Raw genomic sequence first — 15,160 nt, 5'->3', positions numbered from 1 at the left:
AACATGGTCAAAAGTATATTTGAGTATAAATGTAAGTCGTATCGAAAATGGCGAGGTATACTTTTGATAGCCACCATAAATGGATGGCAGAAACTGTTTAGAAGGGATGGATATAAAGATTTAATTATAAGGTCTTCGGCATATTTAAGAGCTGATGGTAAAAGTGAAGTGTTTGCATTTGTGCATATGCCTAAACATATACAGTTGATATGGAGATTCGTTGAAAATAATAAGTGTGACTTACTATTTTAGGAAATTTTACAATACTTTAAGAAAATGGATCACGTTATCCCGATTTTTTGAATAGTAGATTAATGTTGAAATCCCTGGTTTTGTTCCTTGAAATCGAGATAACAATTGTAAAACCTTCTTGCATAAATGTGCAATGTCTTAGTGATTTTAACCTGAGCCGTCTCCCTTAATCATTTATCTTCAATCTCACACAAACTTCTCTCTGAATTGGAGATTGAACATCCCAAATAAAAGACACAGCACACTCAGGATGGTGAGGTACACTCTGTTTTTGTAAATGATGGTCAGCCAGATAAATTCACTCATGTCGCGCGGTTCTTCGAAGGGATTTAAGAATATATTGTAAACACTATATTCCAGCGGCTCTGCAAAAAGGAGAAATATGAATGAAACGATTACAAGTACTATTGCTGTTCCGTTGCCATTTTTTATCAGTGTAGAGAACATAAAAGCAACTGAGGATAAAAATGTAATGGGAAAAAGTACCTGACCAATCATCGGAAGAATATTGAATCGGTATAAGGTGAGGTTTGCCAGATTGCCGAGCACAAACAAAATGACAGCCGCAATACCAATCGTTAACACAAAACGAACTAACCATACTTTGTATCTATAATTCGGAATTCCGAAAATGGTTTCCAGCATTTTGGCATCATCATCATTTTGTATGCCATAAGCCATAGGGTAGAAGATCAGCAACAAGCCCGGGAAAACCAGGAAGCCATAAATCACGGCTTCATTGAATTGCGGATCATCAAAGATGGTAATCGTGATGATGAAGGCAAAGAACAAAAATGCCGCGACTACAAAGTAAACGAACTTGTTTCCAAAAATTACTTTTACGTTGTAGGTTATCAACTTATACAACAGCAGGAGGTAGCTTTTCATTTTTCTTTTTGGATTTACTTTTCATTAACCATAAATAGGCATCTTCAAGATTCGCCCGTACCTGAACTGCATCCATGCGAGGACGTTCGTCTGACAAGCACTTCACGCGGATGAGCTCACCTTCGCGCATATGGTGTACGATCATGTAGTTTTCTTTTTCCATTTCAAATTCAGCAGGTGTCAGGTGAAATTCCCACACCTTTTCATTAGCTAGTTCGGCCATGGTGGTAGGACTTCCGATGTATTCTATATTTCCGGAAATAAGCACGGCCAGCTTGTTACAGCTACTCGCAATGTCTTCGATGATGTGTGTGGAAAACACCACGATCCGTTCACGACTGAGTTCCACCAGCAAGTTGCGGAATCGAATACGCTCTAATGGATCGAGACCAGCAGTAGGTTCATCAACTACTAATATTTTTGGAAGATGAAGGAGAATCTGCGCAATACCAATGCGTTGTTTCATTCCGCCTGAGAAGGAACCAATCTTCTTATGCTGATGCTCATCCATGTGCACCGCCTTGAGCACGTACTGCACTCTTTTTTCTCTCTCCCCCTGATTGGAGATTTTTCGCAAAATGGCCTGATAATCCAGGAACTCGTAAGGCGTCATATTTTCATAGGTACCAAAAGCCTGCGGAAGATAACCAATCAAGCCTTGCAGTTCTTCTCTTCGCAAAGTAGTGTCGTGGCCGTTGATCCAGATCTTTCCATAACTCTGATCGAGAATACCACAAAGGATACGCATCAAGGTTGTCTTACCGGCACCATTGGGTCCGAGTAATCCGAACATGCCTTGTTCGATTGTGAGGTTAGCGCCTTTGAGTGCCTTGAACTCGGCCTGCTTCGGTTTCACAAAAGGAATTGAGAGTAATAATGTATAATACAGTTTTCGAATTTTTCTGAATCGTCCTTTGATCTCCATCACATCCACAGGATGCTCCTTCAGTTTTTTGGAAGTGCGTACCAGCAGCAATCCTATAAACCACAAGATGATGAGTATTATTCCGAAGGCTTTGATCTGTACATCGCTGTAAAGATAGATGGCGCTAAGCATCGGAAAGCCCCAATAGAGTAACCTATAACTGATGTTCAACAGTTTCTGCTTATGAGCAATTAATTGTCCTGCGCGGTTGAGCATGGTTAGCAATAGTGCATGCAGGGAAATCATAAAGACCAGTTGCCAGAAGGCTTTATCCAAATGGAAGTAAATAAAATAAACCAAAAAGCTAATCAATGCAAGCTGCCATATGAGGTCTTGCAATACTACGCGCATGGTTACTGGCTCTTCACCTCTGGCGCGAAAGAGATTTAAATTTCCTTTCCATTCCCTTATCCATCGTTTGTCTCTGCCATATACTTTGGTCAGGTTTTGAATTTCTATGTGCATTGCTTCACCCGGTGCAACCATTTCGGCATTGGCCTGGCGTAAGGATGACATGATGAAGTGTGTACCACCCGGAATTAAAATAATGGCTCCGATGTATGCCATCATTTGCCAGATGAGTCCTTCTACTTGCAAGGATATAAATGTTCCGGCCACAACCATGAGCACAATCTGTATGGCTTTAATAACTGGCTTTAAATTTCTGAACCAATCGAGCACACTTTCTAAGCCAGCACTCATGGTGGGAATATAAAACAATGTCAGTATCGTAGCGAAGGCAAGTCCACCCATCACCGTAACTGCGAACGGCTGACCAATGCTCAGCACATATTCCGCTTCGCCCAGTGCCAACGGTAACATCGCTATGATGGTTGTTATAGATGTGATCAGGATGGGTCTCAGTCGTGAAATACCACTCATGATCAGTGCGCGGTATTTTGTATATCCTTCTCTTCTTAAAATGCGGGAATAGTCGATAAGTACAATGCCATTATTGACCACAACGCCAAGTAAGATCAGAAATCCGATCAAGGTGTTTGCACTCAGCATGGAGTTGCCCGTCAGTGTTAGGCCCATCAGTGCGCCAATACCAGCCAGGGGAATGGAGAACATAATGACAATCGGCAAGTATAATGATTCGAATACACCCGCGAGAATCATAAAGATGATGACGATGGCGGCAAAAATGAAAAAGAAGAAATCGTCATACAAACCTTCATCATGAACGACTTCTACTACAATACCAGAGGGAATGTTTATACCTGCTACGATCTGATCAATCTCCAGGCGAGAAGATTCCTGTAAGGACTTTGACTTTAACACTTCCTCAATGAAGTTGTATGTAATTTGAATGCGTTTTTCCTGATTCATTCTGGTGATGGTACTTTCACCTGATGAATAAAGAACAGTTCCGATATCCGAAAATCCGTGGGTCGCACCTGTAGTGCTGCTTACTTTCATCTCGCGTAAGTCACGCATTTCTTTTGCTCTGGTGGCAACTTGATTTTGTGTACGGATCGTTATTTCATATTCCTCACCACCGCTTATAAAGTTAGATCCTGATGTAAATGATGGCTGAAAATCATTCAGGGCTACCGCTACATTTTGTAACGTCACCTGATTCTCACTCATTCTTTTTTGATCGAACACAAGATGCGCCTCGGGGCGTTCCGGACTTAAATTCACAGCGCTCTGTTCAACAGATTGCAAACCACTTACAAGGGCGTTGAGATCCTGCGCAAGGGTTTGCATCAACTCGAAGTCCTGACCTTTGATCACAATGCGTTCTGAGGCAGTACCAATACCCAACATGCGTTGAAAATCATCCTGGGCAGCATTTCCCGCTCCACCATTTCCACTACTCTGGCTCGGTGGCTTTTCCAACGAAATATTGACATCACTAAAATCTTTTGATAATCCGGAAAGTCTGTTTCGAACATCGCCTATAGAAATGGTATCAAGATCATTAAAGTTTTCAACAAGCTTTATGGTGATTACACCTTCGACTTCTGAAACCTGGCTGATCACTTTTTCAACCACCGGAATCTCCAATACTTTTTCCTCAATCTTCCTGATCTTAAGATCGGTCGATTCAAGCGTACTACCTTGCGGCATAGTGACGAAGAGATTCATCTCGGGCGTTTCCACTTCCGATGAGCCAGCAATGCTGACAATAAGACTGATCCCAATGGTTACAAAAAATAAAACCAAGCCTCCTACAACCGTAAACATCGGCCTTCTGAAACAAGACTTCAAAAGTACCATGTACATTTGAATGATCCGTTGACGGATCGATGCATTCTTAATCAGCGGAGCTTCGTGCGCATCTTCTTTTCGGATGGCCGAATCAGCAAGCATCGGAATCAACACCAAGGCCACCACAAGCGAAACCAGTAATGTAGAAATAATGGACACACCGATATGTGTACCAATGAGTGTGACAAGAAAATTAGTAGAAAAGATAAACGGCAAGAAAACAGTTACTGTCGTGAGTGTGGCAGCAATCACCGAGCGCATCACTTCATTGGTTCCTCTCACAATCGCTTCTTCGCGCGGAACTTTATTGACAACGTGCCGGTAAATGTTTTCAATCACCACCACACTATTATCCACCAGCATACCGATGGCCAGTGCCATTCCGATAAGTGTAAGGCTATTGATGGAGATGTCGTAGGCGTAAAAGAAATTGAATGCCGTGAAAATCGAGATGGGAATAGACAAGGCAATGCTAAGAATGAATTTCATCCTGCGGAGAAAAACCCAGAGTACAAAGATGGCCAGTAGGCCACCTGTAATGGCCAGCTCTTTGATCTGATCAATGTTTCTCGACATCATCTCTGCCTGATTATTCTCTACGATGATCTTGACATCCATCGGCTCAAGATCTTTATTGATGGCATTAATTGCTTCCAGTGTTCTTTCAGATAAGGCAATCAAATTAGACTGAGGGTCTTTCGAAACGCGGATGGAAACCGCTTCTTTTCCATTGACACGGCTCAGGGAGGTTTGTTCCTTCACACCGAAGAATACATCTGCTACATCGCTCAGCAGGAGTGGTCCCTTCTCCGACACGACAAGACTTTGTATGTTCTTAATGTCTTTTAACTCAGCCGTTACGTTGACAAAAACTTTCTGCCCTTCCATTTCTACCTGTCCGGCAAAGGCACTTTTGTTTGAGTTGCGGGAAAGTACGTTACTGATCGTATTGGGTGTAATTCCATTGGCCTCACAAATGGCTTCATGCATGATAATTTCTACGGTCTTTTGTCGTCCACCAAAAACTTCCACGCCTCCCACGCCATCAACATCATTGAGTCTGTCAGTAATATATTGATCTGTAATGTTTCGGACCCGGTCTACACCACCGCTACCCAAAACCTGCAAGGACATGAAGCCATTTAAAAACTCGTCCGTATCAACCTTGATGATGTTGACAAAAAATTCTGGTGTCAGGCTCGTTTTGATCGCACCCACTTTCTGTTCAAGCTTCAGGTAAGCGTATTTAATATTCACACCTTGTTGAAAAGAAATGAAAATCATGCCCTGCCTGCTATCCGCGTTTGAAGTAATTTCAGCAACGCCTTCCAGTGTACTGATGGCGCTCTCGAGCGGAACAATCGCTTGCCGTTCCATATACTTAGGATCAACATCCGTTGCCGATTGCACATGTACAATCAGTATAGGCAATTCAACGTTGGGAAAAAGTTCAACCGGAAGTTTCGTATAGGAAATATAACCCATCACCGTAAAGCCGATGAACAACATCGAGATGAGGACTTTCCTCCTGATGATCGTTTTTAACAGACTAGTATTACCCATTGGAAACTTCGATTTTCACTTCCTTCTTCCGACTGATGCGACTTACTATGTTTTCAATGCCTTCGTAGTAGCAAGGAATAATAATGAGTGTTAATAGCGTTGAGGTTACCATTCCACCAATCACGGCAATGGCGATTGGTGCTCTCAAGGCAGCGCTCTCTCCAAAGCCCAGGGTCAAGGGAAGTAATCCTAGAATGGTAGTCATGGTTGTCATCATAATGGGGCGAAGTCTGCGCTCGGCTGCATCAAGAATGGCAGCGCGCAGGGGCATCCCATTCTCTCTGTTCAGATTGATGCAGTCTACAATCATAATTGAATTGTTGACAGCAATACCACCCAGCAGAATGATGCCGATATACCCCATCATGTTCAGTGGCATTCCCAGAATAAAGAAGGCGAGGATGGCACCTACAACTGCAAAGGGGATGGTCAGCAAAATGGTGAAAGGATGTAGCAGCGATTCGAATTGTGAAGCGAGCACCATGTACACCAGTACAATCGACAAGATGAGCGCAAACGTCAGATTGTCTACTGATTCCTGCCGCCTGATCTCCTGCCCAGCCACTCTTATTTTGTATTGGGGAGGTACTGAAAGTTTGGAGAGTGAAGTTTGGATGGACTTGACCACTTGATCATAAGGCTCGTCTGGATTGACACGCGCACCAACCGACACTGTTCTGGTTTGGTTTCTCCTGTGAATGGAGTTGCTGGCATAGGCTACTTCAACACCGGCAATCTCACTTAACGGAAATTCGCGTTGACCACTTTTTATTTTTATGTTTTGCAATCCGGCTAAGGTTACTTCAGGTACTTTTATTTTTATATCCTGCATTTCACCACCGCGCTCGATCGTGCCCGCATTTTTTCCTTCCAGCTGATCCTTGATCTGAAGAATGATATCATCGATCGATAAATTAAAAATTCCTGCTTTGTATTTATCAACATCAACGTGAATTTGCGGTACGCCTTCTTCCAGGTTGGAGACAGGATCGTAAACATGTTGATTGGAAGCCATCACCAGCATAATCGAATCCGAGAGGGGTTTTAACTTTTCAAAGTCTGCACCGCTTACTTCTACAACCAATGGCATCTCATCTTCGCCCATCACAGCATACAGCGCACTTTCATCATTGGAGAAAGTAGCTTCAATGCCGGGTAGCGCTTGAAAATAAGATGACAGTTTCTCTGTTACAGGTACTATGTCAAGTTTAATGTCCTCACGGAAGATAAGCTTGATCGTAGCCTTGTTTTCATTGTAGACGTTTTCGTTTTTAATACCCGACTGACTTTGTTGCGGTCCGATATGCGTATAGATTTTATCAAGCTGCCCTTCGAATAATTGTTGCAGCTGGCTTTCAATCTGATTGACGGTTGCTGAAGTTCTCGCGAGGGGTGTTCCATTGGTCAGGGTTACATCCACTGATATCGCTCTCGTATCGGATTGCGGCATGTATTCGCTGCCGATCACGGGAAGAAGCAGGGCAGTGCCCAGTATCATTATTGTTGATGTTACAATCCAGGCCGTCTTATGATTTAATACTTTTTCCAAGACTGATCTATACTTCTTAAAGCTTGTGTGCTTTTCATCAGAGAAGACTTTTCTTTCTTTCGCAAACACTTTGTCTTTGCGAAAAAACTGAGCGAAGAGCATGGGGATAACCAGTATCGCCACAAAGAGTGATGCGATTTGTGAAAAGGCTACTGTCCAGGCCTGGTCTTTAAAAAGTTCTCCGGAGGGTCCTTGCAAATAAACGATTGGCAGAAACACAACGATACAGGTGAGCGTTGATGCCGTGATGGCACCACTTACTTCGGCCGTTCCTTCAATGGCGGCATCAAATACATTCTTTCCTTCTTCGCGTTTGCGGAAAATATTCTCCACTACTACAATGGCAATGTCCACAAGCATGCCTGCGCTCAGGGCCAAGCCTCCCAATGTCATTACATTCAGTGTAAGACCATTGAAGTACATAAGGTTAAACGTAGCGATGATCGAGATGGGAATAACAATACTGATGATGAGTGTAGAGCCAATTCTGCGCAGGAAAAGAAATAGCACGATCACTGCGAAAAAAATACCAAAGAGACCGGATTCTTTCACTTCATCAATAGCGCCCTGAATAAATCTACCCTGGTTCTGGATGATAACAAATTCATACCCCGGAACTGTTTTCTTCAACTCCTCGAGTGAGGCCATCAATTCATTGACGGCATTTACGGTATTGTAATTCGTCTCTTTGTAGATGGACATGCCAATGCTACGCTTCTGATTTACCCGAACGATACTGCTCGCTTCTTTATCCAAAATTTGAATCGTGGCTACTTCGCTAAGCAGCACCGGCACCTGATCAGAAGATGCAGTATTATTCATGGCTGCTGGTGTGGTGACAGCAGACGCTTCAGGACTTGCCACTGTATTCTTGCGAGAAGTGTAGCCCACCACCAGGTCTCCGAGGTCTTCAGGCTTTTCTATGATGCCCAATCCTTTAATCACATACTTGCGTCCAAGTTCTTCGATGAATCCACCCGAAACACTTCTGTTATAGTTTTGAATTTTTGTAACAAGATCATTTACGGTTAAACCCACCGAAGCCAACAAGTCCGGATCAGTTTCTAACACTACCTCCTTATCCTGCTCACCTGAAAGTCGGACTTCAGCAATGCCAGGAAGTTTAACGAATTCATTTCTGAAATTATTCTCTGCAATATGACGCAGTGCTTCTGTATCATCAGTCGCGGGGTTGTAAATCCCGAGGATCATAATGGGTGCTGCATTGGGATCAAACTGCGAGATGACGAATTCGTCAATCTCATCGTTGAGTGAAAAAGAGGAGAGTGATTTCTGAAGATCGAGAAAAGCCTCGTCCATATCTTTGCTCCAGTCGTATTGAACTGTAACACGCCCATAACCTGTCTGGCTTATGGAACTTACTTCAACAGCACCATTTTGTCGTATGGCAATGGACTCAATTGATTCTATAAATTGTTTTTCAACTTCTGAGGGTGGTTTGATGCCCACCTTTAATTCAACGAACAAGGTTGGATTCTTTAATTCAGGCACTAACTCTATACCGAGTTTACCAAACGAAATAAATCCCAGCAGTATGACGGCCAACACCATCATGAGGATTGACACAGGGTAATGTACGGCCAGCGAGACGATCTTTTTCACAATAGCTTGTTTAAAATATTACTGAATGATGCTCACTTTCGATTTGTTCCTCAGGGTTTCAAATCCTGTTATAACAAGCCTATCATTAACTTTTAAGCCGCTGACCACTTCTATCACATCCAGACTTTCAAGACCAGTTGTTATTTTTTTCTCAGTAGCAATACCATTTTCCACCGTGAAAACAACTTTTCCATCCTGACGGGAGATAACTGTTTCTTTAGGGATAACAATGGTGCCATCTCTTTTTTCGGAAAGGATAAATGCTTTGATAAACATGCCGGGACGTAATAATCGCTTCTCATTATCGATTTGAAGCACGCTTTGAAATGTTCGGGTGTCCGCATTGATGACGGGGGATATCTGACTGATTCTTCCGTAGATCGTATCTTTCGCTACATTATAATTAGCGATTTGCACCCTTTGATTCAGAGTAACTTCTGCCAAATATTTTTCAGGAAGTTTTACATCCATCAGCAATTTGTCGTATTGCATAACTTTTAAAAGTGACTGTCCCTGATCAATCTTTACGCCATCGGTATGGTATGGTAATTCAACAATGACACCATCGAATGGAGCGCGTACTGACATCTTCATTAATTGTATTTCTGAATTTTCGAAAGCGTACTTTGCATTGACATACGAGATGGCTGAATTTTTTAATTCCGTTTGGGTTACGCCTCCCTTATCATACAAGGACTGTTGTTTTTTAAGGTTGTTGTCAGCCAACTCCAGGTTTAATCTTTTACCCTCTATCTGAAGTGTGTTCTGAAATTCTTTATCCTCGATCCGTATCAGCTCCTGGCCGGCCTTTACTTGGTCACCCAGAGAAAAAGGTCTTCCTGTATTCGGATTACGCTTTAGTGTATAGATACCAGTCAGCTCAGATTTTATTGATGCTTCTTTAAAAGAATAAACAGTACCTGTAGTCTCGATGAAACGTGAGATGCTCTGTGGTTTTATAGTTACTACAGAAACAGGTATTTTGATTTCCGTTTTTATGTTTGAGTTTTCGGGACTGCAGGACGAAACGACCATCATTGCCAACAATGGAAGTAATACTTGACAGCTTGCTTGGACGATTCCTGTGATCAGCTTTTTCATGCGTAATAATTTTAGTTCAATGGATATTTATTTTTGCGGAGCTATGACAGGCTCTTGTGTTTCAAAATTGTAAAGCGAAAGAATTTTTAAGTTCAACAGCTCCATCTTATAGTTAATTAAGGCATCAGCGAGTGTGCCCTTTTTTTCTGAAAGCTGGCTTTGAAAGCGGTTTAGGTCAATGCTGGTTAAATCACCATTCTTGTACCGCTCAAGATTCAGATCATAGGTCAATGTTGCATTCTTCACATTTTGCTCAGCAATAGAAATCTGGTTTTCAAGATTCTGCAGATTTCTATACACCTTCCGAATGTTGATCATGATGTCATTTTTCTCTATTTCCAGGTCTATCACTTTTATTTCTCGCGAGGTATTGGCCGCATCCATTCGGGCTCTGTTTTCTCCCCAGTCGAAAATGGGAATAGAAAATGAAATGGCGATGCGTGGATTTACGGATGGAACATTGTAGATATCCGGTGCGCGTTCATTATCACCAAACACACCCAGTGACAAGGCAACAGCACCTTTAAATTCATTCAATGCTTTTGTACGAATCAATTCAAACTGGGAACGTTCAATATCAATCGCGCGCTGCCTCAGTTCCATTCTGTTTTCAAGTGCATAAGCTAAGGCCTGGTTGAGGTCTACTTTCCTTGTCACAAAATTGATGTCAATATCTACCTCAATTTCCTGTGTGAGATCCATACCGAGTAAAAGCTTAAAGTCATCAGCGGCATTGGCTAGCAGTACTTCGTTGTTTTCCAGTGTCGACCTTGACGTAGCCAGGTTGAGTTCAGCCTGATAGAGTTCTTCCTGTGCAAGCAAGTCCGCATCTACTTTTTTCTTAGTGATCTCATAGCTGATCTTTTGATTTTCATATTCATCTTTTGAAATCTGCAGACTGTTTTGTCGCTGATAAAATGTATAGAATAACCTTGTTACATTTTGCTCGAGCGTTAATAATTCCAGTGCGTTGCTGATGGTGGCATTTTCAAGATTCAGCTCCAACTCCTTTAACTGTATCTTAGTTCGGTTATAGGTAAAGATTGGCTGATCTAATTGTAAGTATAGGTTATTGCTAAAGGTCTTGGTTCGGATATCCTGAAATTCCGAATAGTTATCCCGGTAGCCAAGACGATTGATTAAAGAAATCCGTCCGTCAGTTGCGAAAATAGGTTGGCTAACGGATAAGTTAGCGAATGAATTGTAGTCTTCATTGGTGTTCCAGGTAGAGAACAAATCGTTGAAGTTTCGATTCCGGTTGTAATCGAAGGGGGTTACGTCTAAGGCGAATTTTGATTTCAATGACAAACGCTGCGCATCCAGACTGCGTTGGCTTCCATAAAGATTTAACTGAGACTTCCTTATGTTACGACTACTTTGCTGCGCAATTTTGATAGCATCACCGAGCGTAAGTTTTTCCTGGGCGATGGCTTCTTCTGAAGTAGCAACACCGAGTGTGATCAGCAGAAGCAGCACCAATGATCTTACAGTTTGGGCTGCAGGCTTCAAGCTACAAGCTGCAAGTATGAATGTTATTCTTAAAGGCCTGAAGCCTGAAGCTTGGTGCTTGAAGCCAATGCGCTTAAACAATTTCATACTCACATACTTCACTTTCATTGTTTTTATAAAACTCATGGAATTAAGTTTAAAGATTATCCTTAACAATTATTGTCTATTTCTGATTGCTCCTTCTATTCTTACTACTTACTACTTATGTCTTACGTCTTACTACTTTTCTCACTGCTTCACCCACTTTACTGCATCTGCATATACCCTCCAGAGTTCACATTTATCCGTTAACGAAATACTTCCTCCGGTTTTATTGAAATAATAAGATCCAAGGTAATTCCAGCCTGGCTCAGCGTTGGTGATGTTGTACTTGATGTTATCTGTTCCATCACCGTTGCGAATAATATAATTATAATCGAACTGTTTGCTTGCACTCTCACGTCCTACGAATTCGTTTTGATTTTTGCCCCTCATGTAAACATAAATGTCATAGAAGCCTTCTTCTTTGAACTCGGGTGTCCAGGTCGCAAGCTTTTCACCGCCTCCTGATCTTGTAAAGTGAGCTGAACGAATAACGCTTCCATAAAAATCGGAACCTGTTGTCGCCAGCCAGCTGGAATAGGAAGTGTTCCATTCGCCATAATATTTTTTAACGACCGTGTCACGATTGTCTAAGTATGCCTTCAACAACGTAGGCTCAATCGGGCTGAAGTGAGTGAATTGTTTATCTTCATTATCCACAATCACTTCATATTGTGCGGAATTCTTTTCGTTGTCAACTACTTGCTCACCATCGAAGAGCATTCCTCCTTCACGGTTTGACAAAGTTCCCAATGACATGTTAATCACCGAAGGAATATTTCTGGAAATGATGGTATTGATTGTGATCGCATTTGGTTTTTCGTCCAGCACATACCCAAAGAGTTTGGTTTCCCCTTGTTTGATTACAGACAGCCGGCCAGGAGCTTCCACAGCTACTTCTTCATTAACCTTTGCATAATAGGTGTCTTCATCATCATTATTTTCTTTGTGGTTGAACTTTACTTCGAGCACACCGTCACTATCGCCTGAATTTTTTACTTTTACCATTACCTGGTAACGTTTACGGTCACCGTCCGTTACTTCATATTTCTGCACATCCAAAATTTCAAAAGCAGGTTGAGAAGTTTCGGAATACACAGTGCGTATAATCGGATCAATGTCCACATGAAAACGCGAAAGCATGGCTTTCCTGAATTCTTCGTAGCTGTTTAGCTGGTGCTGATGTTTGTTTACCCATTCATACAAAAAGGATTTAAAATTGCTTTCGCCCAGCGTTTGGCCAAGGTAAGAGAAGAGGTACTGACTTTTCAGCGCAACTGATTTACTGATTTTACTGAAATCTGATGCTGTCAGAATTTTTGAAAGGGGAGTAGTTCGCATTAGATTATTGCACTCCTCTGTAAAAGAGATTCCATTTATTTCTCTGGAGTAATCATTTTGCACTTGCTTGTCATTTCTGAGGTAAGTGGCAATGCAACGATTGAGTATGGCCAAGTCTCTGCTTACGATTCCTGAATTAAAATCATAATAATTTGGAAATAGTGAATAGTCTGGATTATCGATATCCTTACCATCGTACACCCACCTGGAGCCAATCTGTTTTGTAAATACTTTTCTAATCAGGTCATTAAAAACATTCGCTTGCTTTTGTTTATCAGTTAAAACCTGATTAGTTTTTTTAGCCTGAGTGTTCATGTCTCTGAGTTGTCGGCTGAAATCAAACTGTCTGATTTCGGCACCTTCTTCAGGCCAAAAAACTGTTTCGGGTTGTAGAAATGCCTGATGGCTTTCGTATATCTTATTGTATGCAGTGAAATGAAGGGGAACTTCAACAAACTGCATTCTTTTGAAAGGGTAGGAGAGCTTTTGAGCATCTTCATATTCGTTCACCACATCTGTAATCAGGTAGCTGAGTGTATCTGCAATCAGACCGAGTTGCTTAAGAAAATAATCGTTCTTTGGATAATGAAATACGGAATAGGTTACACTGTCAACAATGATTTCCTTTTTAAGATAATCACCAATCACGAGTGAGATGTAGGGTAGCGGGTACTCTGGTTTAAATTGTTGAACATCACCACTTACGGTTACTGCTCCCTGTGAAATCGCTGTTTTGCCTTCTGGTACTTTTACCTTTAATTCAAAATCGATAAATGATTGTCTTTCCTTTGTAGCTGCCTTTCGGTTATAGCCAACCTCAGTGTCGGGATACCAGAGCACATCATTCGTCAGTAACACATAATCATCTTCGAGAAAGGCGTACTTTTTTGTTAATGAGAACATGATGAAATCATTTGACGTCTCATACCTTTTCTGATCTACCTCCAGGTGAGCAGCGGCCTGCATGATCGCTCCGTGATATTTAATGCGGACGTTTACCTCCTGACCAGGGCCAATGCTGATACCATTGTTGATGTGAATGATTTGCAGGTCTCGGTTGAATGGCGCAGGTGCTTCGTTGACGATAACAGTATCCACGATTAAGCCCGGATTCAGAGAAAAGTAGATCGTATCGAGCAGCTCAGGAGTATTGTTTTTTAACGTTAAGTCTGATGTACTGATGATCTCGTTGCCTGCCCACTCCAGTGCGATGGCGTGTGAGGTGATGGAAAGGTTAGGTTCATTCGCCCACCTACCATTAACTGTAATCATTTCTTGTCGTAAGTCAATTGGGCTTTGGCGTATTGTCCAAATGTTGACCATAATAAAAGATGAAATAAGCAGTAGCACCATACCGACCAAAGCTGTAGCACGATGCGTAGCTTTATGTCCCGACAAGCGCTCGAGTAGAAAAGCAGTGAGAAACAAAAAAGCAATGCCTGTGAGAAAGTAAAACGCACGTTGCCACAGTGCAAATTCAATATCAACAAAGCCGGACATCTCTGATGCCAACATTGAGATTCTGAAGCCAGTGAAATCGAGGATATTAGAGAACTTGTCGAAATAATAAATCAATTGTACCCCCGTTATGCCAACGAGCAATACGATCGAAATGGGTTGATTGCGGATAACAGTAACCAGCAGAAATGAAATCCCCATTGTAAAAACAATATTCGGAATACTGACGATCAGTGGATAGACAATAAAGGCCATCGGATTGACAGTAGCCAGTGGGTTGGTTAAACCTACAATAAAGGGAATAGCCAGTATGACAAAATTTAACAGAAAGAAAAGCTTAAACATGGCCAGTGCTTTCCCTAAGACGTAGTCCAGGTTACTGATGGCCCTCACAAAAAAGACTTCATTCGTATCCAGTTTTTTATCTTTCTTGATAAGCCCGGTTGCCAAAAAAATAACGGCTGCTGCTTGCGGAATGCTTATGAATATTAGGCTGGCATAGGGGAGAACATAACCGTTGAGCATGGCCCACCACGATGGGTTATCCAGTGAAGACATTTCAACCAGATTAAAAATGCTGATAAAAAAAATTCCGGCAAGGCCAACTATACGGAAAAACCAATTTCGCCAAAGAACTTTTGATTCGTAGGTTG

The 15,160-nt window shown here is 41.9% G+C and carries 6 protein-coding genes; all 6 read right to left on the bottom strand.

Annotated features, from left to right (window positions below; translation table 11 throughout):
• Window positions 1-438 precede the first annotated feature (438 nt).
• The 6 genes from SanaruYs_RS03290 to SanaruYs_RS03265 all read right to left on the bottom strand — a co-directional run bounded on the left by SanaruYs_RS03290 (window position 439) and on the right by SanaruYs_RS03265 (window position 15,065).
• Window positions 439-1,140: a hypothetical protein gene (locus SanaruYs_RS03290; protein ID WP_127121073.1), complete on the bottom strand. Its 702-nt coding sequence runs from the start codon at window positions 1,138-1,140 to the stop codon at window positions 439-441.
• The gene (locus SanaruYs_RS03285; protein WP_127121072.1) at window positions 1,112-5,845 is read right to left on the bottom strand and encodes an efflux RND transporter permease subunit; all 4,734 of its coding nucleotides are present in this window, start codon (window positions 5,843-5,845) and stop codon (window positions 1,112-1,114) included. Before SanaruYs_RS03285 ends, SanaruYs_RS03290 begins: the two co-directional genes overlap by 29 nt.
• The gene (locus SanaruYs_RS03280; protein ID WP_127121071.1) at window positions 5,838-9,017 is read right to left on the bottom strand and encodes an efflux RND transporter permease subunit; all 3,180 of its coding nucleotides are present in this window, start codon (window positions 9,015-9,017) and stop codon (window positions 5,838-5,840) included. Before SanaruYs_RS03280 ends, SanaruYs_RS03285 begins: the two co-directional genes overlap by 8 nt.
• A gap of 18 nt (window positions 9,018-9,035) precedes the next feature.
• Complete coding sequence (locus SanaruYs_RS03275; RefSeq protein WP_127121070.1) at window positions 9,036-10,118, bottom strand: efflux RND transporter periplasmic adaptor subunit; 1,083 nt, start codon at window positions 10,116-10,118, stop codon at window positions 9,036-9,038.
• A 27-nt stretch (window positions 10,119-10,145) separates the two neighbouring features.
• Window positions 10,146-11,753, bottom strand: a complete 1,608-nt coding sequence (locus tag SanaruYs_RS03270; RefSeq protein ID WP_246011824.1) for a TolC family protein — start codon at window positions 11,751-11,753, stop codon at window positions 10,146-10,148.
• Between the two features lie 102 nt (window positions 11,754-11,855).
• On the bottom strand, window positions 11,856-15,065 hold the full coding sequence (locus SanaruYs_RS03265) for a golvesin C-terminal-like domain-containing protein (protein WP_127121069.1): 3,210 nt from the start codon (window positions 15,063-15,065) through the stop codon (window positions 11,856-11,858).
• Between the last annotated feature and the right edge of the window lie 95 nt (window positions 15,066-15,160).

It is taken from the genome of Chryseotalea sanaruensis (assembly GCF_003990915.1).
Taxonomy (GTDB): Bacteria; Bacteroidota; Bacteroidia; order Cytophagales; family Cyclobacteriaceae; genus Chryseotalea; species Chryseotalea sanaruensis.
This window is presented reverse-complemented; position numbering and strand designations above follow the sequence as displayed.